Here is a 23,773-nt window from a genome sequence, read left to right on the forward strand (position 1 = left end):
TAAGTTAACTTATGCTCAGGCGGACGACGATGAAAGGCGGCCAATCGATGTTTCGCTGGGACCGGAATCGCGGCCTCGACCCGCGCACCGACTTCGAGGAGATCTATCGCAACCTCTCGATGTACGACTTCCCCTGGGATTTCAATCAGGCACTCAGCTTCGCGCTGTTCCGCACCTATGCGGTGCCCAGTGTCGGTGCCCTCCTGGCGGAGTCACGGGGTTTCGACGACACGCAGAAGCGGTACGACGACACCGCACTGCTCCTGGAGTGCCCGTTAGTGCGCGGCTTCGATTCGGCCGAGGGGAAGACGGCGCTGCGCCGGGTCAACCAGATGCACCGCTCGTACGACATCTCCAACGAGGACATGCTCTACGTGCTTGCGACCTTCGTCGTGGTGCCCAAGCGCTGGATCGACGACTACGGGTGGCGCAAACTGACGTACGACGAGGTGACCGCGTGCGTGCACTATTTCCGTAAGCTCGGGCGGCACATGAACATCAAGGACATGCCGGAGACCTACGACGAATTCGCCGACCTGCTGGATTCCTACGAGGCCGAGCACTTCGCCTACGACCCCGGCGGCCGTCGGGTGGCCGACCTGACGCTGAACCTGCTAGCGACCTTCTATCCCCGGCCTGCGCGGCCCTTGGTCAGGCTGTTCTCCCGCGCTTTGATGGACGCGCCGCTCTTGCAAGCCTTCGAGTACGACGAGCCGTCCGCCGTCGTGCGAGCCGCGTCACGCGGGGCGATGCGGGCCCGTGCTGCGGTGGTGCGCATGCTGCCGCCGCGATTGCGCGCCAAGGACTTTCAGCACAGCCGCCGGATGAAGAGTTACTCCCCGGATACCGTGGTGGTCGCCGAACTGGGCACCTTCCCCACGGGCTGCCCGGTCCCGCACTCCGCGTAGCGCCCCGTTCCGCGGCACTCGGCAACGGATCCGCGACGTCAGATCGCATCCGCTGCGTCGGCGGCCGTCGCATGTGCCGCGGATCCGACGGGGTTAGGCTCGCGGGCGGAGCGGGCCGGCGAGCGAAAGGGACGCGTGATGGGTGAGGTGCTGATCGGGGCCGAGGAACTGGTCGAAGCGATGCTTTCCGACCGGCCACCGGTGGTGCTGGACGTGCGGTGGCAGCTCGGCGACGACCGCGGCTACGACCACTACCGCGACGGCCACGTGCCCGGCGCGATCTACGTCGACCTGAACACCGAACTCGCCGCGCCGCCGAGCGCCGCCCGCGGCAGGCATCCGCTGCCCGAGCTCGCCGACCTGGAGGCCGCCGCGCGGCGCTGGGGCATCGACGACGGCGTACCGGTGGTGGTCTACGACGACTGCGGCGGTATGTCCGCGGCGCGCGCCTGGTGGTTACTGCGCTGGGGCGGGATCGACGACGTCCGGATCCTCGACGGGGCTCTCAGGGCTTGGCGCGCCGCCGGCATCCGGCTCTCTTCCGGCGACACCGTGCCGCGCACCGGGTCGGTGACCCTCACCGGTGGCGGCATGCCGACCGTCGGGATCGACGACGTCGCCGCGACCGGCGCGCTGCTGCTCGACGCCCGCGCCGGGGAGCGATACCGCGGCGAGGTGGAGCCGGTCGATCCGCGGCCGGGACACATCCCCGGCGCGGTGAGCGCACCGACCGGGGAGAGTCTGGCCGACGACGGTACGTTCCGGACGGCGGAGGCGTTGCGCGAACGGTTCGCCTCGCTCGGGGCCGACGGCCGCGACGTGGTCGTGTACTGCGGGTCGGGGGTCACCGCCGCGCATCAGATCGCGGCGCTGGAGATCGCCGGGTACGGGGCCGCGCTGTACCCGGGGTCGTACTCGCAGTGGTCGAACGATGGGAGCCGGCCGGTCGAGGCCGGGTGAGTCGTTCAGAGCCGGTGGTCTCGACGCAGGGGTCGGTCGAGCGGGGTCGAGACGGTCATGGGGTGGCTTCGATTTCGCGCGATGTCGCGCAAGGTGCCGCTCCACCCGACAGTCGTGGGCTTCGACCGTCCGGTGAACGACGAAACCCGCCCGGGGAGTCGGGGACTCCGTAGGGCGGGTCGTCTCGACCGATGAGGGTCAGTGGTCGTCGTAGTGACCGTCGTGAGCGGCGTGGCGGTGGCCGTCGTGGACGTAGTCGACGTGATCGCCGTGCGGAACGGCGACGTGGCCGCAGCCCTCGCCGTGCTCGTGGTCGTGGCCGTCATGAACGACGTGCTCGGCGGCCTCGCACTCGTCGACGTGCCCGTCGTGCTCGCGGTGCAGGTGGCCGTCGTGCACGTAGTCGGTGTGATCGCCGTGCGGGACGGCGACGTGGCCGCAGCCGTCTCCGTGCGTGTGGGCGTGGCCGTCGTGGGTGGCGTGGGTCATGACTGATACCTCCGGGGGCGAGAGTTCTGGTGTCGCATTAATGTATGCGCATTTATGAATGTATTGCGCCGAACCGGATCCGTCAACCCCGCGTGCGGCCGCGATCAGCCCTGGCGCGCCTTGAAGCGCGGGTTCTGCTTGTTGATGACGAAGATCCGGCCGCGCCGCCGGACGATCTGCGAGCCGGGCTGGTTCTTCATGGACTTGAGGGAGTTGCGGACCTTCACGAGTTCTCCTTATTGGAAACAGTTACCAATAAAGAGTAGGTCGGCGGTTGCGTCGACGGCAAGTCGGCCCTCGACCGTCGTGAAGGAGGCGACGGGCCCGAAGGCGATAGGGTTCGCCGCCGGAGCCGCGTCGTAGGCGCGGCCCGCAGGCAGGCGGGCGATCAGGAGTTGTCGAGCGAGCGAAGCAGTTCGCGGGTGCGGGCCCGGACGTCGCCGTCGCGGTGGAACTGGATGCCGACGAACTCGTCGACCCCGGCGGCGCGGATCTGATCGATACGCGCGGTGACCGTCGCCTCGTCGCCGATGATCGCCGCGTCCGAGGAATGCTCGTAGCCCTCGCGGTCGAGCATCGCGCGGTAGGAGGGGAGCGAGTTGTAGAGGGCGAACTGCTCGGCCGCGTAGCCCTTGGCGGTGTCGGCGTCGTCGGTGACGGCGATCGGCAGCATGGCCACGGTCCGGACCTCGTCGGTGCGGCGCCCGGCCTGCTCGGCGGCGGCGTGCAGCGACGGGACGATGTGGTCGCGCAGGGTCGCCGGACCGGTCATCCAGGTGATGGTGCCGCGGGTGCGACGGCCCGCGACTTCGAGCATCTTGGGGCCCAGTGCGGCGAGATAGACGTCCGGCGCGGGTGCGTCGACCAGGCTCAGGGCGCCTCGGGTGGTCACGAGTTCGCCTGCGGCGCCGGCCTTCTCGCCGTTCAGCAGCGGTAGCAGGCCGTCCAGGATCTCGTTGGTCCGCTTCACCGGCCGTGAGTACGGGATTCCCCACATGCCCTCGGTGACCACCTTGTGCGAGAGGCCGAGGCCCAAGCTCAGCCGGCCGCCGATGATGGTGTTGGTGGTGAGCACTCGCTGCGCGAGATTCATCGGGTGCTGGTTCTGCATCGGCAGCACGGCGGTGCCGAACTCGATCTCCGGCACCTCGTGACCGGCCACCGCGATCACGGTCAGCAGGTCGGGCTCGTTCGGCATCTGCGTGGACCACACGCGCCGGAAGCCCTCGTTGTGCAGTGCGCGCAACGTCTCGATCGCGCGGTCGATCGCGACGTGCTTGGCGTTGATATTCCAGACGATGCTGATCTGCATGGGGGGCTCCTCCGAACGCGCTCTCGAGGCCCGACCCTACTCGGGACACCGCCGACCTCGGGGTGCGCCGCCGTGAGATGGGACATAATCGTTGAAACGTTTCATTCCCGCGGCGGCGGAGATCAGGGGTGTGTCATGGAGCTCGTCGTCGGTCCGGCCCATCAGCGGTGGCACGACAGGGTGCGGCGGCTCACCGGAATCGGCCTGCTGCCACCGCCGGAGGTCGCCGCGCGGTATCTGGCCGGGCACACCGCGGGCGATCCGGTGGCCGAGCGATTCGTCGCCGAGACCTATCTCGGTGAGTTGGGGGCCGACCGATCGCGGGAACTGCTCGACGAGGCGCTGCGCGTCGGCATCGATGCCGTGCCGGATGCCCCGGAATCGATGCGCGCGCTGTTCGCCGAGTTCGAGACCATCCCCGACTGGGTGGACCCCGAGTTGATCGAGCAGGGGGCGGCGGTCTGGCGCCGGTGGGGCTACAGCCTCGGCGCCGTCGGCAACGCGGGCACCATGGACACCTACACCGAGGGTTCCCTCGCGGTGCCGCTGTCGCTGTCCGGCGGCTACGCCGGGGCCAGCGCGCTGCACCGCTATCTGGAGACGAGCCGCTGGTGGCTGGAGGTGTGCCGGCCTGGTGCGGTGCTGACACCCGGGTCACGGGCCCGCGAGGTCTCGCTCAAGGTCCGCGTGATGCACGTGTCGGTGCGGGCGCGCGTCGCCGAGCATCCCGAGTGGGATGCGGCCGCGCACGGTCTGCCGATCAGCCAGAGCGAGATGATGCTGACCCTGCTCGGCGGCAGCGTCGGTCCGGCGCTGGGGCTGTACGCGCTGGGCTTCCTGACGAGTCCCGCGGAGATCCGGGCCGTGCTCCACTTCAACAGGTATCTCGGTCATCTGGTCGGTTGCCGCGTCGACGAGATGTATCCGGAGACCGTCGGCGACGGCCTGCGGCTCCTCTACTACTTCGACGCGACCCGCAAGTACGACTCCGGCCCGCTCGGCCCGGAGCTGGTCGAGGGCTTCGTGCCGTCGTTCGAGCCGGGTCCGCAGGTGCGCGGGCTCGCCCGGCTGCGCGCCCGGTATCACCTGCACTTGCAGGCCGGCTACACGCGGCTGTTCATGCTGCCGTGGAACCGGCGTAAGTACCGGCTGCCGAGCGGTCTCCCCGGTCTGGCACTGCTGCTCGGCCGGGCCCCGCTGATCGCCGCGGTCGAACTCGCGCGGCGCGTCTCGCCGGGTGTCGACCGGTGGTGGCAGACCGCTTCGGTCCGCCGCTGGCGGCGGTGGCACGCCTGGCATCTCGGCCAGCGCGAGGAGCGGTTCGACGCCGGTAAGAAGCTGCGCCGCTAGGGGGATCGACCGCTCGGGATGGGGGTCGGCGGCGTTGCCGAGCCGCCAGAGGGTGGCTTCGACTCATCGTCTCGCCCTGGCGGGCTCGTCGATGGCTCAGCCGGCGGTGGGTGGTCGGCTGGTGGCTGGGCGGTCGGCTGGTGGCTCGGTCGGCGGTGGGCGGTCCGCCGGTGACTTGGCCGGCGTTGGGCGGTCGGCCGGTGGCTCAGCCGGCCGGTGGGTGGTCTGCTGGTGGCTCGGTCGGCGGTGGGTGGTCCGTCGGTGATTCAGCTGTCGGCGGGTGGAGTGCGGATCGTGGCTTCCCGCTGCCGGCCGGTGGGCGTGGCAGCGTCCGCGTGCAGAGGCAGCGCTCGCGAACGCTGCTTCTGTGTCGGCTCGCTGCTACGGGGTCGTAGAAGCGGGGAGAGCCCGATTCGGTGATCGACTTCCTCGTGGCGGCCGGGACCCGAGAGACGGGTGGCTTCGACTCATCGTCTCGCCCTGGCGGGCTCGTCGATGGCTCAGCCGGCGGTGGGTGGTCCGCCGGTGACTTAGTCGGCGGTGCGCGGTCCGCGGGTGGCTCAGCCGGCGGTGGGTGGTCTGCGGGTGTGGGCGGTCGGCCGGTGGGTGGTCTGTGGGTGTGGGCGGTCGGCCGGTGGCTCAGCTGGGCGGTGGGTGGTCTGCTGGTGGGTCGGCCGGCGTTGGGCGGTCCGCCGGTGATTCAGTCGGCGGTGGGCGGCGGCCGGGTCAGTCGGCGGTGGGCGGTCCGTCGGCGGAGCGGAGCACGACGACGGACTGTTCGGCCACCGGGTAGTGCGCGCCGACGGCGGCGGGGCCGTCCGGGCGGGCGGTGTCGAGTTCGGAGCGCCAGCCGGGACCATTCGAGCGGGGTAGCGCGAAGTCGATGTCCGGGCCGACGTTGACGATCACGCACACCGCATCGGGGAGTAGTTCGCCGACCGGATCGCCCGCCGCGCCGCGCAGGGTCAGGGCGATCGAGTACCGGTCGACACTGTGCCAGTCGTCCGGCGCAGGCTCACGCCCGTCCGGCAGCGACCAGACGGCGTCGCGCTGTCCGTCGGCCCGCTCGCGACCGTGCAGGAACGTGCGCTGACGCAGCACCGGCAGTTCCCGGCGCAGCGCGATGAGCCGGCGCACCACCTCGAACAACTCGGTGTCGGGCGCGGACCAGTCGAGCCAGCCGATCGGATTGTCCTGGGCGTAGGCGTTGTTGTTGCCGCCCTGGCCGTTGCCGATCTCGTCCCCGGCCAGCAGCATCGGGATGCCCTGCGACACCAGCAGGGTGGCCAGCATCCCGCGCATGCGCCGGGCGCGGGCCCGCGTGATCGCCGGATCGTCGGTCGGGCCCTCCACGCCGAGATTGTCCGAGTGGTTGTCGTTGTGGCCGTCCCGGCCGTCCTCGAGGTTGGCCTCGTTGTGCTTGACCGCGTACGACACCAGATCGGCGAGGGTGAAACCGTCGTGCGCGGTCAGGAAGTTGACCGACGTCGACGCCGGCCGGCCCGCATGGTCGAAGCGATGCGCGCAGCCCAGCAGCAACGCCCCGACACCGGCCTCACCCAGCGTCTCCTCGCCGCGCCAGATCCGCCGGACGCCGTCGCGGAACTCGTCGTTCCACTCGTGCAGCGGTGGCGGGAAGTGCCCCAGCTGATAGCCGCCCGGACCGATGTCCCACGGTTCGGCGATCAGGATGACGCCCGCGAGCACCGGATCCTGGCGCAGGGCCGTGAAGAAGCGGCCGTCGCGACGGAAACCGGAGCGGCCGCGGCCGAGCGTCGTGCCGAGGTCGAAGCGGAAGCCGTCGACGCCGAACTCGGTGACCCAGTAGCGCAGACTATCGAGCACCAGTCGCAGCATCGGGAGCCGGTCGACGGCGAGGGTGTTACCGGTTCCGGTGTCGTCGTTGTAGTGCCGGCCGCCGTCGTGCAGCCGGTAATAGAAGCGGTTGTCCAGTCCGCGCAGCGAGATCGTCGGACCGAATTCGTCGCCCTCCCCGGAATGGTTGTAGACGACGTCGCAGATCACGGCGATGCCGCGCTCGTGCAGGGCGTGGACCAGCCCGCGGAACTCGGCGACGGCGTCGGCGCGCGCGTACCGCGGCTCCGGGGCGAACCAGCCGATCGGCTGGTAGCCCCAGTAGTTCGTCAGACCCATCTCGACCAGCCGGCGGTCGTCGAAGAAGGCCTGCACCGGCAGCAGCTCGACGGCGTTCACGCCCAGCGCGGTCAGATGATCGAGCACGGCCGGATGTGCCATGCCCTCGTAGGTGCCGCGCACCTCCGGCGGCACCTCCGGGTGGGCGGCACTGATGCCCTTGACGTGCGCTTCGTAGATCACCAGATCGGCGGCGGCGTGCCCGGGCCGGTTGGCCGCCGGATTGGGCCCCGGTTCGCCGTCGGTGTGCCCCACGACCACGCCCTTGGGCACCGCCGGTGCGCTGTCGCGGGAGTCGATGGACAGATCGTCGTCGCCGGAGAACCCGGACATCAGCGGATGCCAGTGGATCGGGCCGTCCAGAGCGCGCGCATACGGGTCGATCAGGAGTTTGGCCGGATTGAACCGCAGACCGTCGGCGGGGCGCTGCGGGCCGTGCGCGCGCAGACCGTACCGCGCCCCGGCGCCGACCCCGCGCACGTGCGCGTGATGGATGTTCCCGTCCCGGAACGGCAGCGGGACGGCGTCCTCGGTCCCGTCCGCGGCGAACAGACAGAAGTCGATGCGCTCGGCGGTCTCGGACGACACCGCGACGTTGACGCCGTCGCCGTCGACGGTCACCCCCAGCGGCCACGGCCGGCCCGCGGACACCCTCGGCGACGGCCGCGTCACGCGAGCAGGCTGTCGAACAGCTGCGCGTACTGCCGGGCCGACGACGCCCAGTCGACGGGGGTCGCCATCCCTTGCGCGCGGATTCGCCCGAAGGCCGCCGGGTCGTCGTACAGCGCGATCGCCCGGGCGAAGGCATCGGCCACACCGACGGAGCTGACGTCGCCGAAGGTGAATCCGGTGGCGGTCCCGGCACTCCGGTTCTCCACCGACGCGTCGGTCACCGTGTCCCGGAGACCGCCGGTCTCGGCGACGAGCGGCACCGCGCCGTACCGCAGACCGTAGAGCTGGGTCAGCCCGCACGGCTCGAACCGGGACGGCACCACGACCAGGTCGCCGCCGCCGAACATCCGGTGGCTCAGCGGTTCGTCGTACCCGATCCGTACCCCGACCGCGTGCGGGTACCGGTCGGCCAGCTGGACCAGGCCGAACTCGTACGCCGGGTCACCCGATCCGAGCACCACGACGGCGCCGCCCGCCTCGACGAAGTCGGGCACCGCGTCGATCAGCAGGTCGATCCCCTTCTGGTGGGTCAACCGGGTGACGACGACGGCCAGCGGACCGGACGGCTCGGCGATGCCGAAGGCCTCGGCCAGCGCGGTCCGGTTCGCCGCCTTCCCCGCGAGGTCGTCGGCCGAGTAGCCGACGATGTGCGGGTCGTGGGCCGGATCCCACACGTCGACGTCGATACCGTTGACGATGCCGAGCATGTCCCCGCGCCGGGCGCGGGCGGCGGCCACCCCGCACAGCCCGAAGCCGAACTCGGGCGTGGTCAGCTGCTCGGCGTAGGTGGCGCTGACGGTGGTCACCTTCTGCGCGTGCACCATGCCGGCCTTCAGCGCGCTCACCAGACCGTGATACTCCAGCGCCTCCGGATGGAAATCCCATGTCGGCAGCCGCACCGCGTCGAGCTGATCGGCGCCGAAGACCCCCTGGAAGGCGATGTTGTGGATGGTCATCACCGAGGGCACGTGGCACCCGGCGTACCGGAGGTACGACGGGACGAGACCGGCCTGCCAGTCATGCGCGTGCACCACATCGGGCCGCCAGCCCTCCGCGGTGCCGTCGATCGCCATCCGTGCACCCACCCACGACAGCGCCGCGAATCGCAGGTGATTGTCGGGGTGGTCGTGGCCGTCGATGCCGTAGGGTCCGCCGGCGCGGTCGAACAGGTGCGGGGCGTCGAGCATCAGGAGGTCGAGGCCGGCGAGTCGACCGGCCAGCACCGCGCCGTATCCGCCGAACAACTCGCCGTGCTCCCACACCGGGGTGAGGTCGTCGAACTGCTCGAGCAGTCCGCGGTACGCGGGCAGCAGGGTGCGGGTGCGCCAGCCCAGGGGTGCCAGCGCACTCGGCAGTGAGCCGACGACGTCGGCCAGCCCACCGGTCTTGACCAGCGGGACGCACTCGGAGGCGACCGCGAGGAGACTGCGCGGGGTCATCACACCGTCCTCTCCTCGACGAAGTACAGGGCCGACAGTGGCGGTAGCGTCAGCAGTGCCGACTGCGCCTCCCGCTGGGCCGGAACGGGTTCCGTCTCGATCGCGCCGGTGTTGCCGCGGTCGCCCCCGGCGTACAGGGCCGAATCGGTGTTGAGCGCCTCGATCCACCGGCCGGGCACTGGGAATCCGAGCCGGAAACCGGTCCGCTGCACCGGCGTGAGGTTGAGCACGACCACGACATGCGGGTCGCCGTCGGCGCCCCGCCGCAACCACGCGAAGACCTGCTCGTCGACCGCATCCACCAGCAGCCACTGGAACCCGCGGGGGTCGGAGTCGTACCGGTGCAGGGCCGGTTGCTCGCGGTAGAGACGGTTGAGGTCGCGCACCACGTCGCGTACCCCGGCGTGCCCGGGGTCGGCGAGCACCGCCCAGTCCAGCTGGGCGTCGTGATTCCATTCGGCGGGCTGACCGAACTCCTGACCCATGAACAGCAGCTTCTTGCCCGGATACCCCCACATGTAGCCGTAGAACGCCTTGAGGTTGCCGAGCTTGTCGGCGTGGCTGCCCGGCATGCGGCCGTACATCGAGCCCTTGCCGTGGACCACCTCGTCGTGGCTGATCGGCAGGACGAAGTTCTCGGTGAACGCGTACGTGATGCCGAAGGTGAGGTTGTCGTGGTGGTAGCGGCGGTGGACGGGGTCCTTGCCGAAATAGGTCAGCGAATCGTTCATCCAGCCCAGGTTCCATTTGAAGCCGAAACCCAGGCCGCCGTCGTCGACGCGCCCGGTGACCCGCGGGAAGGTGGTGGACTCCTCGGCGACCATCATGACGCCCGGATGCTCGGCGTAGGCGGCGGCGTTGGCCTTCCGCAGGAAGGCGATCGCCTCGTAGTTCTCCCGGCCGCCGTCCTTGTTGGGCACCCACTCGCCGGGCCCGCGCGAGTAGTCGCGGTAGAGCATCGAGGCGACGGCGTCCACGCGCAGTCCGTCGAGGTGATATTCGTCGAGCCAGTACAGCGCGTTCGCGATGAGGTAGTTCGCCACCTCCGGCCGGCCGTAGTTGAAGATCAGCGTGTTCCAGTCGGGATGGAACCCCTCCTGGGGATTGGCGTGCTCGTACAGGGCGGTGCCGTCCAGCCGGCCCAGGCCGTGCTGATCGGTGGGGAAGTGCCCGGGCACCCAGTCGGCCAGCACCCCGATCCCGCGGGCGTGCGCGGCGTCGACCAGGGCCGCGAACTCGGCGCCGGTGCCGTACCGGATGGTGGGCGCGAAGAGCCCGATCGGCTGATAGCCCCACGATCCGTCGAACGGATGCTCGGAGATCGGCAGCACCTCGATGTGCGTGAAGCCCAGCTCGGCGACGTAGTCGATCAGCTCGGTGGCCAGTTCCGGGTACGACGGCGGGTCGCCCTCGTCGTCGCGCCGCCACGAACCGAGATGCACCTCGTAGATGCTGATCGGCGCGTCGACCGCGTTGCGGCGGCTGCGGTCCGACAGCCACGCGCGGTCGTGCCAGTGGTGCGTGCCGAGGCGCCGGACGACCGAACCGGTGCGCGGCGGAAGCTCGGCGCCGAAGCCGACCGGATCGGCCTTCATCGGCATCGCCCGGCCACCCGGCCCGATGAGGTGGTACTTGTACACCTCGCCCTCACCGATCCCGGGCACGAACAGTTCCCACACCCCGGTCGCACCGCGCCGGCGCATCGGGTGGGCGGTGGGATTCCAGTCGTTGAAGTCGCCGACCACCGCGACCTGCTCGGCCTCGGGTGCCCACACCGCGAAGTGCACTCCGGCGACCTCGTCGTGGACCGTCGGGTGAGCGCCGAGTACCCGCCACAGCCTGCGGTGATTGCCCTCGCCGATCAGGTGCTCGTCGATCGCGCCGAGCACCGGCGAGAACCGGTACGGGTCTTCCCGCTCCACGAGGGTGCCGTCCGCCCGCTCGACCCGCAGCCGGTAGAACGGCAGGAACGGGCCGACGAAGACGCCGTCGGCGGCCGGGTGCCGGGTCGCCTCGGCCTCATCGGTGTCGTTGACGATCCACACGCGGCGCGCACCCGGAACGTGCACGACGACGTACCGGCCGTCGTCGGTGGGCCCGAGGACCGCAAACGGATCGCGATGGCGGCCCTGCACCAGCAGGTGCGCCTCGGCGTCGCCGAGGATCTGCGCGAGCGTGTCCTCCCCGAGGGGGACTACAGGGCGGGAGTGATGGTCCATATCTCGCTCATGTACTCCCGGATCGCCCGGTCCGAGCTGAAGAAGCCCATGCGAGCGATGTTGTGGACGGCCATCGTCTGCCACCTCGGGTAGTCCCGATAGGCGGCGTCGACCTCGGTCTGGGCCGCGTCGTACGCGTCGAAGTCGGAGGCGACCAGGAAGTAGTCGCTGTTCCAGAGCATGTCGAGGATGCCGCCGTAGCGGTGCGTGTCACCCGGGCTGAAGGTGCCCTCGGCGATGGTCTGCAAGACGTCGCGCAGCGGCTGGCTGGCCTCGATGGCGGTCCGCGCGTGATCGGGCTCGCTCCGCCGCGCCGCGACCTCGTCGGCGGTCAGGCCGAACAGGAAGAAGTTGTCGGGGCCGACCTGTTCACGGATCTCGACGTTCGCGCCGTCGAGCGTGCCGATGGTCAGCGCGCCGTTGAGCGCGAACTTCATGTTGCCGGTACCGGAGGCCTCCATTCCGGCGGTGGAGATCTGCTCGGACAGATCGGCCGCGGGGATCAGCTTCTCGGCCATCGACACGTTGTAGTTCGCCGGGTACACCACGCGCAGCAGGTCGCGGGTCTGCGGATCGTCGTTCACCACGGCGCCGACGTCGTTGATGAGCGCGATGATGTCCTTGGCCATGGCGTAGCTGGGGGCGGCCTTCCCACCGAATATCTTGACCCGCGGCACCCAGCCGGCATCCGGGTCGGCCTTGATCCGCTGCCAGTGCGCGATGGTCCAGAGAATGTTGAGCAGTTGCCGTTTGTACTCGTGCAGCCGTTTGATCTGCACGTCGTAGAGGGCGTCGACCGGAATCTGGATGTCGTGATGCTCGGCGAGCCAGTTCGCCAGACGCACCTTGGCCAGCCGCTTGGTGACGCCGTAGCGCTCGCGGAACTCCGGGTCGTCGGCGCGCGGATCCAGCTCGCGCAGCCGGTCCAGATCGGTCTCCCAGCCCGCGCCGACGGATTCGGTGATGAGCTGGGCGAGCGGCGGATTGGCCAGCTTGAGCCAGCGGCGCGGGGTGATCCCGTTGGTGACGTTGACGATGCGGCCGCCGTGCAGCTCGTCGAGAGCCGGGAACAGGTTCTCCCGGACGAGCTCGGTGTGCAGCGCCGAGACGCCGTTGACCCGGTGGCTCGTGACGAACGCCAGCTCACCCATCCTGACGTCGCCGTCGCCGATCAGGCCGACCCCGTCCGGGCGGGGACCGTGCAGCTGGGCATCCCGCGAATCGAGTCGTTCGATGATCTGCAGATGACGCGGCAGCACCTTGCGCATCAGCCCGACGGACCAGCGCTCGAGGGCCTCGGGGAGCAGCGTGTGGTTGGTGTAGCCGAGGACCTGCGTGGAGACGTCGACGGCGCGGTCGAAGTCGAAACCGTGCTCGTCGACCAGCAGCCGGATCAGCTCGGGGCCGGCGATCGCCGGATGGGTGTCGTTCATCTGGATCGCGGCGTAGTCCGGCAGCCGGGACAGATCGTCGTGGTCTTCGAGGTAGCGCCGCAGAATGTCCTGCACCGACGCGGAGGTGAGGAAGTACTCCTGGGAGAGCCGCAGTTCCTTGCCCCGGTCGGTGGTGTCGTCCGGGTACAGCACGCGGCTGAGGGTGCGGGCCCAGGCTTCGGGCTCGGCGGCGGCCGCGTAGTCGCCCGCGTTGAAGCGGCCGAGGTCGAACAGATCGGCGCTGGGCTTGGCGGCCCAGAGCCGCAGGGTGTTGGCCCATCGCCCGCCCCAGCCGACCACGGGGGTGTCGTGCGCCTCGGCGATCACCGACAGCCGCGGCGTCCAGATCTGCCGCCCGTCCTGCTCCACCACGTCGCCGCGCAAGCCGACCCGGTAGGCGGCCTCCGGCCGGGTGAAGTACCACGGATTGTCGCTGACCAGCCAGTCCTCGGGCTCCTCGACCTGGCGGCCGTCGGCGAAACGCTGCTTGAACAAGCCGTGCTCGTATTGCAGGCCGTAGCCGTAAGCGGGGCACGCCAGAGTCGCCATCGACTCCAGGTAGCACGCGGCCAGGCGCCCGAGACCGCCGTTGCCCAGCGCCGCATCGGGTTCGTCCTCGGCGATGTCGAAGAAGTCGAGACCGAGCTGTTCCATCGCCTCGACGGCGATGTCGCGCAGACCGAGGTTGATCGCGACGTCCTCCAGCAGCCGGCCGATCAGGAACTCCATCGACAGGTAGTAGACCCGCTTGCGGCGCTCCTCCCACGTCCGCCGGGTCGCGGTGAACCACGGTTCCATCGCGCGATCCCGGAGGGCGAAGCTCAGCGCCATCCGCCAGGCGAACTTCGACGCGTGCGCGGTATCGGTGCCCATCCCGTATCGCAGATGATGCAGCAGCGACCGGCGGAACTCGTCGACCGTCGGTACGGGCAGCGTCAGATCATCCGGATCGACCTCGCGCACTTCCAAGGACTCGGACATCAAACTCCCTCAGCAGGCGGGGCGATCACGATGGATTGATCGTATCGCCGGATGCCCGGTCGTGTGGGGTGAGTGACGGCCTCATCTCTTACGGGTGATTCTCGCGCGTCGTTCGCGCGGTACCGGGGTGGTGTGCGGAAGACTCGGGGCCATCGACCGATGAGGAGGACCCATGTCGAATCCCGCCGCCGGCACTCTCGGCCCCGTCGAACTGATGGTGGTCTCGCTCGCCCAGCCGGCGCCGTCGCCCGAGGTGATCGGTGCGCTGGTCGCCCAGGTGGAGGCCGGTGTGGTCCGGGTGCTCGACTTCGTGGTGGTCACCAAATCGGTGGCCGGAGACGTCGAGGTGACCGAGGTGGAGTTCGACGCGCTCGGCGCGACGGCGCTCGACCTGGCCGTTCCCGGACTGACCGGCGACGAGGACATCGAGGTGCTCGCCGAGACGCTGGAACCCGGTGCCACCGCCGCGATCGTCGCCCTGGAACTGGTGTGGGCCCGGGAACTCGGTGCCCGGCTGGCCGCCGAGGGCAGCGAGGTGGTCGCGTCCGAACGGATCCCGTCGGTCGTGGTGAACGAGATCGCCGCACTCGCCGACTGAATCCGGCCACGCCGTCCCCTATACCCACTGATCACCGAGGAGAACACGACATGCGACGAGCTGGACGACCCGGCCTCATCGGACTCGCGGCCCGCACGGCCGTGGTGACCGGCACCGCCAACGCGATGGGCAACCGCGCCGCGAACCGCCGCGCCGAACAGGCGCAGAACGCGCAGGCGCAGGCCGCGTGGCAGCAGCAACAGGCCGCCGAGGCGTACGCCGCCCAGCAGCAGGCTCAGGCGGCGGCTGCCGCCGCGGCTCCGGCGCCCGCCCCCGCGGCCGGCGGCACCGACCTGACCGCGGAGCTGATGAAGCTGGCCGATCTGCACACCAAGGGCCTGCTGTCGGACGACGAGTTCGCCGCCGCGAAGGCGAAGCTGCTCGCTTAGCGGGCGGCGCGCTGGACTGCGGGCTCGGTGTCGTTCCGACGCGCGGTTGAGGCGCTCGCGATCAGCCGGTGGAGCCGGTTGCCTTCAGCGCGTTGAGGTGGATGTCAGCAGCGCGTGGGGATGCCAGCAGCGGGCGGAGGCGGTTGCCGGCAGCCTGTTGAGCCGGTTGCCAGCAGCGAGTGGGGATGCCGGCAGCGGGCGGAGGTGGATGCCAGCAGCCCGTTGAGCCGGTCAAGCCGCTAGGCGCAGACCGTGTCGAAACGCCTCTCTCGCCGGGGTCGTTTCGACACGACCCGGGTCCTGAGCTGGCGCGGCGGAGCATGCGACGACGCGGCGTCGAAGGGCGCCCTTGCGGGCTCGGGTCGGCTCAACGGGCTGGTGGGGGCCGGTTTGGCGCAGCGGGCGGTTGAGGCGGTTGCCAAGCAGCCCGTTGAGCCTGATGCCAACAGCCGGTGGAGGCGGTTGCCTTCAGCGCGTGGAGGTGGTTGCTAGCAGCCTGTTAAGTCGGATGCCAGCAGCGCGTGGGGATGCCGGCAGCGGGCGGAGGTGGATGCCAGCAGCCCGTTGAGCCGGTCAAGCCGCTAGGCGCAGACCGTGTCGAAACGCCTTCGGACTGGCCGTTTCGACGCGGGCGGGGGCCGGGCGGCTCGACGGGCAGGGACTCCGAGGTTCCCGACCTCCCGTCAGCGAGCTCCGCGGAGGGCGTCGTCGATGGGGACGGAGCCGTCGGTGAAGGGGATGTCCCGGCCGACGGTGGACGGATCGGCGAGTACCGCGGCGGCGACCGCCGCGACGTTGGCGCGCGATGTACCGGGATTGTCGTCGGCGCGTACCGCGGCGGGATCGATGGCGCCGGTGGGCTCGTCCAGGGTGAGGCGGCCGGGCATCAGGATGGTCCAGTCGAGTCCGGAGGCGCGCAGGGCGGTGTCGGCGGCGGCCTTCGCCTCGGCGTACGGGTAGAACGAGTTGTCTTGCGGCACACCGTGGTCGGGTCCCGCCCCGAGGTACGACACCATCACGAAGCGGCGGACGCCCGCGGCCGAGGCCGCGTCCATCACCCGCAGGGCCGCGTCTCGATCGACCGCGTAGGTGCGCGCGGGGTCGCCGCCGCCCGCGCCTGCCGTGAACACCACGGCGTCGGCCCGGGCCGCGGTCAGCACCGCGGCGAGTTCCGGCGCGGAGGCGGTCTCGATGTCGAGCAACAGCGGATTGGCTCCGGTGCGGGAGACGTCGATCGCGTGCTCGGGGTCGCGGATCACCGAGGTGACGGTGTCGCCGCGTGCGGTCAGGATCGGGGCCAGGAGAAGGGCCACTTTGCCGTGGCCCCCGATGATCACGATATTCGCCATGGCATCGACCGTACCGATCGCTGGATTCCGCCTGGACTCGTGAGTCCCGGCGCCGTCCGTCGGTGGCGAGTGATCACGCCGGGAGCACGCGCCGCACGACCTCGCGATCGTGATCCGTCGCGGATCGTGTCGCCGGCCGACAGACGTCGCGGATCCTGGCGGATCGCCAAGCGAATACGCGACGGATTTCGGCCTGTCGGCCTCGGGTCCACCGTGACACCGCTAGAGACCGCGGCTCTCCAGGAAGTCGTCGATGGCGGTGGCGAACACCTGATTGTCGTCGCCCACCACCATGTGGCCGGCGCCGCCGACGTCGACGAGTTCGGCGTGCGGAATGCGCTCGAGCATGGCCCGGGCGCCCTCCTCCGAGACGACGTCGGACTGGCGGCCCCGTACCACCAGCGTCGGCACGGTCACGTTGCGCGCGGCCGCGCCGAGACGTTCGGGGTCCGAGTGCGCCCGCGGTTCGTCGTCGGAATCACGCATGAACGCCGGATCCCAGTGCCAATACCAGCGGCCGTCCGCGCGCTGCCGGACGTTCTTGCGCAGACCGTCGAGATTGCGGGATCGTTTGCGTTCCGGGGTGTATTCGGCGATGGCATCGGCCACCTCGTCGAGCGTGGCGAAGCCGTCCAGGTGGGTGTTCATGAAGTTCTGGATCCGCTGGATGCCCTCGGGCTCGACATCGACCACCACGTCGACCAAGACCAGTCCGGCGGCGGCGTCGGGATGCTCGCCGGCGACGCAGAGGCTGGTGATGCCGCCCAGCGAGGCGCCGATCAGGATCGGGGCGGTGGGCAGCGTGCCGAGGACCCTCAGCAGGTCGCCGGCGAAGGCGTCGAGGTCGTAGTCGCCGTCGGCGGCCCACTCGCTGTCGCCGTGCCCGCGCAGGTCGAGCGTGTACACGTCGTGGCCGCGGGCGGCGAGGGCGCGGGCGGAGCGATCCCACGAGTGCCGGGTCTGGCCGCCGCCGTGCAAGAGCAGCAGCGTCGAGCGGCGTGGGGCGTCGTCGTCGATCCAGCGGTCACCGGCCAGCGCGGGGTGGCCGTCGTCGAGGGTGAAGGGAATCGGGCTGATCTCCGACACGGCGACTCCTTAGAAGATTATGCACAATATCTCCTCTGTTCTACCCGACGGCCGGGGCGCCGAGCCAGGCGGCCACTGTGCCCAGGAACTCCCGCAGCGCGGGGAGGTCGGCGGCGGGGAAGCGGCGGGCGAGTCGTTCCAGGTGGAGTTGCGAGAACGGGTCGGCGATCAGGTCGGTGATGTCGTCGCGCCGGATGACGAGGGCCTGGTAGGTGTCCTCGAGGTAGTCCTCGATCCAGTCGACGGCGAGGCGCTCGGTGGTCTCGTCGGTGCGCCAGCCGGCCGGGACGGGTCCGTCCGGAGAGCGCAGCGGGCCACCGTCGGTGCGTTCGATCCGGACGTAGTGCTCGCCGTCGTCGAGGGTGAGGCCGCCGTCGTCGAGGGTGACCAGCGAGTCGGTTCCGGCCATCCGGGTGAGTGCGCCGAAGGCGGCGAGTCGCCGGGCGACATCGGTCAGCAAACGGGATTCGGTCACGACGACAACGGTATCCCGTGCCAGGTGATGCGCATTCTGTGCCATACCGGCGAATCTTCCGCCGGAGTGGGGCGGGAGTCGCGGTGACAGGGAAATAATCAGGCGACAACACCGAACCCACGGACGCGGGGTTGCGAGATGTCGTCCGTGATCGGCCGTAGAGGCGAGGAGTGGCGCGTGACGCAGGCAACGATGGCCGCCGAGATTCCGGCGGGAGTGCGGGTGGTCGGCTACAGCATCGGGGATCCGGTCGAGGCGCCGATCCCGGAGGCTCCGGAGCGGCGATCGGGCTGGTGGTACTTCGCCACCTGGCTGATGACGCCGCACATCGAGTTCGGCGCGATCTACATGGGCATCGTCGTGGTGCTGTTCCTGCACATGAGCCTGTTGCAGGCGCTCATCGGAATCTTCTTCGGCGTCGCCTTCGGCGCGGTCAGCCACGGCCTTCTGACCGCGCGCGGGGTGCGACTGAAGGTGCCGCAGCTGGCTCTCGGTGGGCTCGCGTTCGGACGGATGGGCAACCTGATCCTGACCACGATCATGGCGGTGATCAGCTCGTTCGGCTGGTTCATCGTCAACTCGGTGGTGGCGGGGCTGGCGATCAACGCGATCTTCACCTCGATTCCGCTGGTGGGTGGCATCGGCATCGCCGTCGTGGTCCAGCTGGCCCTGGCCCAGATCCAGGTCAAGTACCGGGCGATCCAGCGGTACCTGTTCCCGGTGCTGGCGGTGATCCTGGTCGTCGCGGGCATCATGACGTTCGCGAAGGTCGACCTCGCCTACGACAAGGGCAGCCCGTGGAACTTCAACGGCATCGTCGCGGTGGTCGTGGTCGCCTGCCTCGCGTGGGCGTACACGATCGGCTGGAACCCCTATGCCACGGACTACGCCGCCCGCAGTAAGGGCAGCGCCTCGCCTCGCACGGCGGGACTCTGCTCGGCGCTGGGACTGTTCTGCGCGACGATGTTCGTGATGTCCATCGGCGTGGCCGCCGGCATCGTCATCGAGGGCGACCCGTCGCTGCTCGCGAACGACAACCCCACCGCGCAGTTCACCGGCTACCTGCCGTCCGGATTCGGCGTGGTGGTGCTGATCGTGATTCTGATCGGTTCGTGGACCAACAACGCGATCACCCTGAAGTCGTCCAGGCACGTCTTCCGCAGCGGCAAGGACGACGCGGGCCAGACGGTCCTCGACCAGGTGGCGCCGCTCCTCATGACGGTGGTCGGATTCCTGCTCGGGTGGGCGGCGACGCAGGATCTACCGGCCAACTACCAGGGCTTCGTGATGGTGCTCGGCGTGTGGATCGCACCGTGGCTCAACGTCTCGCTCGTCGACTATCTCCTGCGACGCAAGGACGACGACCCGACGCCATACCTCTACGCGAAGACCAAGACCAACAAGTGGGGCGTGATCTCGGTGGTGTTCGCGATCGCCGCGTCGCTCCTGATCTACGGCATCCAGATCATCGACGGCGGCAAGCTGGGCGGCGCTGATTCGCACCGTGTGTCGTACGCGGCGCTCGGCATGCTGGCCGGGTTCTATCTGTCCGCGGTGGTCTACTCGATGGGCATGAAGAAGATCTTCAAGCAGGACAAGACCTCGGCGGCCGCCAAGGTCGCGTGACCGGCCGCGCCTACGGGGCGCGGAAGCCGCGGGCGGCGAGCGCCTCGAGGACGGTCACATCGCCGAGGTACGGCTCGCTCTCCCGCGGCCAATGCACGACGACGTCGGTGAATCCGAGGGCGGCGGCGTGGCCGACGAGGTCGTCGAAGCGGCCGATGCTCTCCAGCGGGTTGCCGGGCGCGGCGTTCAGGCTCAGGCAGATTCCGAATCGCATGGGCCGAGATTACCGGGATACTAAACCGTTGTGACCTCGCCGAATTCGCCCGAGAGCGACGGCCGGGTGAACTAGCATCGAACAATCATGCGGATCGCGGTCATCGGGGATATCGGGGGACATCTCGACGAGCTGCGCGCCGAACTGCGGATCCTCGGAGTGGAGCGCGAGGGACGGCTGCCCGACGATCTGGCCGTGGTTCAGGTGGGCGACCTGGTGCACCGGGGGCCCGAGTCGGACGCCGTGGTGGAACTGGTCGGCATCTACCTGGACGATAATCCCGGACGGTGGATCCAGCTGATCGGCAACCACGAGGCGCTGTATCTGCGGACACCGGAATTCCATTGGCCGGAACAGATCGGGAAGGCGGCCGCCAAGACCCTGCGGAAGTGGTGGAAGCAGGGGAAGCCGGTCGGCGCCGCGGCGATCGTCACGGCCGACGAGTCGTTCCTGGTGACGCACGCGGGCGTCACCGCGGGGTTCTGGTCGGCCGTCCTCGATGCGCCCGGTACGCCGGGCGAGGCGGCGGCCCGGCTGAACCGGCTGGCCCGTTCGGGCGACGCGGCGTTCTTCTCGCCGGGCCTGATGCTGACCGGCCGCGCCAATCCGTATGCCGGGCCGATCTGGGCGGAGTCGAGTCGCGAGCTGATCCCGGGCTGGGCCGACGCCACCATGCCGTTCAGCCAGGTCCACGGACACTCCGGACTGGTCGACTGGCAGGGCTCGGACGCGTCGGTGCCCGCGCCCGGCGCGGTAATCATGTCCGCCGACTTCTACGGGAAACATGCGACGGTGTGGATCGCCGGCCAGCGGATCGTCGGCGTCGACCCGGGGCACGGCCGGGAAGCGGTCAAGCCGTGGCGGTCATTCGTGGTCGAGGGCTATCTGGACCCGGGACCGTCCTGACCGATCGACCGGGAACTCTCGGCCGGTCATGATGCTCTCGATCGACGTCACGAGCGCCGCCACGGTGACGTCCGGCCTGACTCGTGCCACATTTCGGTGACTTGGCTCGTCGGGTCGGCGCGACCTGGGGTTTTGGCCGCCGGTAGTGCCCGTTTGGGGCACTAAACTGGGTGTCTACGATCGATCGTGTGGGGTTGTTCGTCCGGAAGGTGCGGACCGCGTCGGGTGCGACAGCGGTACAGATCGTGTCGAAGGAACGTGGTGTGCGCCGGATCGTCGAACACATCGGATTTGCGCACACACCCGAAGAACTCGCGGTATTGCTCGAGGTCGCCGATACCAAGATTCATGCAGGTCAACTCGCTTTCGACTTGTCTGCGTCGTTGCCGGCGAAGGTTTCGGCGGTCCCCGAGGTGGCCGGGTCACAATCCCGCGTGTTGTGGGAAGTCCTCGAACAGGGCTACCGCGATCTCGGGTTCGACAAGATCGGCACTGACGCGTTCAAACAGTTGGTGCTGGCCAGGATCGTCGAACCGACGAGCAAGGCCGACACGATCCGAGTGCTGGCCGAACTCGGAGTGCCTTCACCATCGCTGCGCACGATCTGGCGCACCCTCAAACGCAGTGTCACCGAGGACTGGCGGACACAGCTCGCTTCGGCGGCGTTGGGGCATGTCACCGCGGGCGGAGTAGTGCCCCATAAGGTGGTGTAACTCGGTGGCCGAGATCGTCTCCGACTTCGTGTCGGGACGGACGTAGAGCGGCCACCGTGTGATCCTTCGAGTCAACCGTCTAAAGAATCCTCGAACGGAGTCATCACGATGACCGCACCTCATATTGTCGACCCTGCAGGCCTGCTTGGCCAAGCCCTCGCCGACGCGTCACCGGATCTGATGCGCGAGCTGCTGCAAACCATCATCAACGCCCTGCTTTCCGCCGATGCCGACGCTGTCTGCGGCGCCGAGTGGAACGCCCGCTCGGCTGAGCGCACCAACTACCGAAACGGCTACCGCCACCGGCCCCTGGATACCCGCGTCGGAACCGTCGATGTCGCCGTCCCGAAACTGCGCTCGGGTTCGTACTTCCCCGAGTGGCTGCTCGAGCGCCGCAAGCGGGCCGAATCCGCCCTGATCACCGTCGTGGCGGACTGCTACCTTGCCGGAGTATCGACCCGCCGGATGGACAAACTGGTCAAGACGCTGGGCATCGACTCACTGTCCAAATCCCAGGTCTCCCGCATGGCCACCGAACTGGACGAGCAGGTCGCCGCCTTCCGACACCGCCGCCTGGACGAGGCCGGCCCGTTCACCTTCGTCACCGCCGATGCGTTGACGATCAAGGTCCGCGAGAACAAGCAGGTCGTCAAGGCTTCAGTGCTGCTGGCCACCGGCGTCAACGGCGACGGCCACCGCGAAGTCCTCGGGATGCAGGTGGCCACCAGTGAGACCAAGGCCTCATGGAACACCTTCTTCGCCGACCTGGTGGCCCGCGGCCTGGACGGAGTCCGGTTGGTGACCTCCGATGCCCACGCCGGACTGGTCGAGGCGATCGCGGCGAACCTGCCCGGCGCCGCCTGGCAGCGCTGCCGCACCCACTACGCCGCCAACCTCATGGCCACCTGCCCCAAGAGCATGTGGCCGGCCGTGAAAGCCATGCTGCACAGCGTCTACGACCAGCCCACCGCCACCGCGGTGCATGAGCAGTTCGACCGGCTCCTGGAGTACACCGAAGACAGGCTGCCCGAGGTCGCCGACCACCTCGACGATGCCCGCGAGGACCTGCTGGCCTTCACCGCGTTCCCCGACGACGTATGGCGTCAGATCTGGTCCAACAACCCCACCGAACGCCTCAACCGTGAGATACGACGCCGCACCGACGTCGTGGGGATCTTCCCCAACCGAGACGCGATCATCAGGCTCATCGGCGCCGTCCTGGCCGAGCAGACCGACGAATGGGCCGAAGGCCGCCGATACCTCGGCCTCGAAGTCCTGAGCCGCTGCAGGCTGACCCTGACCACCGACACAAACACCGACTCGACGACGGAGGTGACCACCGATGACCTGATGCAAATACCAGCCTGACCACCACCGAAGGATCAACAACGAGTTACACCACTACTTGGGGCTTGACCGCGGGCGGGGCCCTGTCTGTCGTGATGTACGACGTGACGACCCTGTACTTCGAAGCTGAGAACGAAGACACCTTCCGGAATGTCGGGATGAGCAAGGAACGGCGGGTCGACCCCCAGATCCTCGTCGGGATGCTCGTCGACCCGACCGGGTTTCCCCTCGACGTGCACTCCTTCGCCGGCAACCGGGCAGAGACCAGCACACTGCTGCCCGTGCTCACCCGGTTCCGCGAACGCCACCACGGCGCTGACGTCGTCGTCGTCGCTGACGCCGGAATGCTGTCGGCCGCTAATCTCAACGCCCTGCAGGAGGCAGGTTTCGATTTCATCGTCGGGTCCCGCACCGGCTCGGCGCCACGTGACCTGGCCGAACACTACGAACGCCGCGGCACCTACCTTCGCGACGGCCAAACCATCGAAACCAAGCGGACCATGGGGACCGGCGCGCACGCTCGCACACGGCGGGTGGTCTGGCACTACTCACGCAAACGCGAGCGCCGCGACAACATCACCTTGAACAAGCAGATCGAACGAGCCCAGGACATCGCCGACGGGCGGCGCCGGCCGAAGAAGGACCGATTCGTGGCCCTCGGGAACCAGCCCGGCGTGAACTGGGACGCAGTCGACAAGGCCCGCTCGTACCTCGGTCTGAAGGGCTACGTCACCAGCATCTCCTCGGGCACGCTCTCCGGCGAGCACATCGTTGCCGCCTACCACGACCTGTTCCGGGTCGAGGAATCGTTCCGGATGGCCAAAAGCGACCTGCGGGCCCGGCCGATGTTCCACCACCAGCGCGAATCCATCGAAGCGCACCTGACCATCGTGTTCGCCGCACTCGCCGTCACCCGCCACCTCACCGACACCACCGGCTACTCCATCAAACGCATCATCACCACACTGCGCCCGGTACGTGACGTCATGATCCACATCCGCGGACAACACGTCATGGCCGAAACACCACTCGACGGAACCGCCGCCGAAATCATCGCGAAACTCCACGCCTCAACGGGGCACTAAAGTGGCACGACTCGGGTCCGGGGCCGGCCCGGACCCCAGGAAGGGGCCTCGTCATACTCGGCGCGAAG

The 23,773-nt window shown here is 69.2% G+C and carries 19 protein-coding genes and 2 pseudogenes; 10 read left to right on the plus strand and 11 right to left on the minus strand.

Annotated elements, in window-relative coordinates; translation table 11 throughout:
* Positions 1 to 47 precede the first annotated feature (47 nt).
* Positions 48 to 908, plus strand: a complete 861-nt coding sequence (locus tag MYK68_RS02190; protein ID WP_247866075.1) for an oxygenase MpaB family protein — start codon at positions 48 to 50, stop codon at positions 906 to 908.
* A 138-nt stretch (positions 909 to 1,046) separates the two neighbouring features.
* On the plus strand, positions 1,047 to 1,868 hold the full coding sequence (locus tag MYK68_RS02195) for a sulfurtransferase (RefSeq protein ID WP_247866077.1): 822 nt from the start codon (positions 1,047 to 1,049) through the stop codon (positions 1,866 to 1,868).
* A 198-nt stretch (positions 1,869 to 2,066) separates the two neighbouring features.
* Here the strand turns inward: MYK68_RS02195 and MYK68_RS02200 are convergent, their stop codons facing one another.
* The 3 genes from MYK68_RS02200 to MYK68_RS02210 all read right to left on the minus strand — a co-directional run bounded on the left by MYK68_RS02200 (position 2,067) and on the right by MYK68_RS02210 (position 3,669).
* The gene (locus MYK68_RS02200; RefSeq protein ID WP_247866078.1) at positions 2,067 to 2,357 is read right to left on the minus strand and encodes a hypothetical protein; all 291 of its coding nucleotides are present in this window, start codon (positions 2,355 to 2,357) and stop codon (positions 2,067 to 2,069) included.
* A gap of 104 nt (positions 2,358 to 2,461) precedes the next feature.
* Positions 2,462 to 2,584, minus strand: coding sequence for a type B 50S ribosomal protein L36 (ykgO, locus tag MYK68_RS02205; RefSeq protein ID WP_247866080.1), 123 nt, complete (start codon positions 2,582 to 2,584; stop codon positions 2,462 to 2,464).
* 161 nt (positions 2,585 to 2,745) lie between these two features.
* On the minus strand, positions 2,746 to 3,669 hold the full coding sequence (locus tag MYK68_RS02210; protein WP_247866082.1) for a TIGR03564 family F420-dependent LLM class oxidoreductase: 924 nt from the start codon (positions 3,667 to 3,669) through the stop codon (positions 2,746 to 2,748).
* A 135-nt stretch (positions 3,670 to 3,804) separates the two neighbouring features.
* Between MYK68_RS02210 and MYK68_RS02215 the strand changes: the two genes are divergently transcribed.
* Positions 3,805 to 5,019 carry an oxygenase MpaB family protein gene (locus MYK68_RS02215; RefSeq protein ID WP_247866084.1) on the plus strand — a complete coding sequence of 405 codons (1,215 nt, stop codon included), beginning with the start codon at positions 3,805 to 3,807 and terminating at the stop codon, positions 5,017 to 5,019.
* Positions 5,020 to 5,745: 726 nt separating this feature from the next.
* Here the strand turns inward: MYK68_RS02215 and glgX are convergent.
* Genes glgX through MYK68_RS02235 form a run of 4 tightly spaced genes read right to left on the minus strand, consistent with a single transcriptional unit; the run spans position 5,746 to position 13,917 of the window.
* On the minus strand, positions 5,746 to 7,845 hold the full coding sequence (gene glgX / locus MYK68_RS02220) for a glycogen debranching protein GlgX (protein WP_247866086.1): 2,100 nt from the start codon (positions 7,843 to 7,845) through the stop codon (positions 5,746 to 5,748).
* Positions 7,842 to 9,284 carry a glycogen synthase GlgA gene (gene glgA, locus MYK68_RS02225; protein ID WP_247866087.1) on the minus strand — a complete coding sequence of 481 codons (1,443 nt, stop codon included), beginning with the start codon at positions 9,282 to 9,284 and terminating at the stop codon, positions 7,842 to 7,844. The genes glgX and glgA overlap by 4 nt, the downstream gene beginning before the upstream one ends.
* Positions 9,284 to 11,503, minus strand: a complete 2,220-nt coding sequence (glgB, locus tag MYK68_RS02230; protein ID WP_247866089.1) for a 1,4-alpha-glucan branching protein GlgB — start codon at positions 11,501 to 11,503, stop codon at positions 9,284 to 9,286. The genes glgA and glgB overlap by 1 nt, the downstream gene beginning before the upstream one ends.
* Positions 11,479 to 13,917 carry a glycogen/starch/alpha-glucan phosphorylase gene (locus MYK68_RS02235; RefSeq protein WP_247866091.1) on the minus strand — a complete coding sequence of 813 codons (2,439 nt, stop codon included), beginning with the start codon at positions 13,915 to 13,917 and terminating at the stop codon, positions 11,479 to 11,481. The genes glgB and MYK68_RS02235 overlap by 25 nt, the downstream gene beginning before the upstream one ends.
* 172 nt (positions 13,918 to 14,089) lie before the next feature.
* Here MYK68_RS02235 and MYK68_RS02240 point away from each other — a divergent pair, with 172 nt between their 5' ends.
* Both MYK68_RS02240 and MYK68_RS02245 read left to right on the plus strand, forming a co-directional pair.
* Positions 14,090 to 14,515 (plus strand): DUF6325 family protein, encoded by a 426-nt coding sequence (locus MYK68_RS02240; protein WP_247866093.1) that lies wholly within the window; start codon positions 14,090 to 14,092, stop codon positions 14,513 to 14,515.
* Between the two features lie 50 nt (positions 14,516 to 14,565).
* Positions 14,566 to 14,904: an SHOCT domain-containing protein gene (locus tag MYK68_RS02245; RefSeq protein WP_247866095.1), complete on the plus strand. Its 339-nt coding sequence runs from the start codon at positions 14,566 to 14,568 to the stop codon at positions 14,902 to 14,904.
* A gap of 683 nt (positions 14,905 to 15,587) precedes the next feature.
* Here MYK68_RS02245 and MYK68_RS02250 read toward each other — a convergent pair.
* The 3 genes from MYK68_RS02250 to MYK68_RS02260 all read right to left on the minus strand — a co-directional run bounded on the left by MYK68_RS02250 (position 15,588) and on the right by MYK68_RS02260 (position 17,814).
* Positions 15,588 to 16,253 (minus strand): NAD(P)H-binding protein, encoded by a 666-nt coding sequence (locus MYK68_RS02250; protein WP_247866097.1) that lies wholly within the window; start codon positions 16,251 to 16,253, stop codon positions 15,588 to 15,590.
* 222 nt (positions 16,254 to 16,475) lie between these two features.
* Positions 16,476 to 17,339 carry an alpha/beta fold hydrolase gene (locus MYK68_RS02255; RefSeq protein WP_247866099.1) on the minus strand — a complete coding sequence of 288 codons (864 nt, stop codon included), beginning with the start codon at positions 17,337 to 17,339 and terminating at the stop codon, positions 16,476 to 16,478.
* A 40-nt stretch (positions 17,340 to 17,379) separates the two neighbouring features.
* Complete coding sequence (locus MYK68_RS02260) at positions 17,380 to 17,814, minus strand: hypothetical protein (protein WP_247866101.1); 435 nt, start codon at positions 17,812 to 17,814, stop codon at positions 17,380 to 17,382.
* Positions 17,815 to 17,991: 177 nt separating this feature from the next.
* Here MYK68_RS02260 and MYK68_RS02265 point away from each other — a divergent pair, with 177 nt between their 5' ends.
* A complete protein-coding gene (locus tag MYK68_RS02265) occupies positions 17,992 to 19,440 on the plus strand; it encodes a purine-cytosine permease family protein (protein ID WP_247866103.1) in 1,449 nt (482 codons plus the stop codon).
* Positions 19,441 to 19,450: 10 nt separating this feature from the next.
* Here MYK68_RS02265 and MYK68_RS02270 read toward each other — a convergent pair whose 3' ends face one another.
* On the minus strand, positions 19,451 to 19,654 hold the full coding sequence (locus MYK68_RS02270; RefSeq protein WP_502798295.1) for a hypothetical protein: 204 nt from the start codon (positions 19,652 to 19,654) through the stop codon (positions 19,451 to 19,453).
* A gap of 87 nt (positions 19,655 to 19,741) precedes the next feature.
* On the opposite strand from MYK68_RS02270, the gene MYK68_RS02275 reads away from it, so the two are divergent.
* The 4 genes and pseudogenes from MYK68_RS02275 to MYK68_RS02290 form a co-directional block, all read left to right on the plus strand.
* Positions 19,742 to 20,560, plus strand: a complete 819-nt coding sequence (locus MYK68_RS02275) for a metallophosphoesterase (protein WP_247866105.1) — start codon at positions 19,742 to 19,744, stop codon at positions 20,558 to 20,560.
* A gap of 188 nt (positions 20,561 to 20,748) precedes the next feature.
* Positions 20,749 to 21,255, plus strand: a pseudogene (locus tag MYK68_RS02280) (IS1634 family transposase); the annotation flags it as partial.
* Between the two features lie 126 nt (positions 21,256 to 21,381).
* Positions 21,382 to 22,641, plus strand: a complete 1,260-nt coding sequence (locus tag MYK68_RS02285; RefSeq protein ID WP_247865287.1) for an IS256 family transposase — start codon at positions 21,382 to 21,384, stop codon at positions 22,639 to 22,641.
* A 44-nt stretch (positions 22,642 to 22,685) separates the two neighbouring features.
* Positions 22,686 to 23,705: pseudogene (locus MYK68_RS02290) on the plus strand (IS1634 family transposase); the annotation flags it as partial.
* Between the last annotated feature and the right edge of the window lie 68 nt (positions 23,706 to 23,773).

This window comes from Gordonia sp. PP30, from assembly GCF_023100845.1.
GTDB lineage: Bacteria > Actinomycetota > Actinomycetes > Mycobacteriales > Mycobacteriaceae > Gordonia.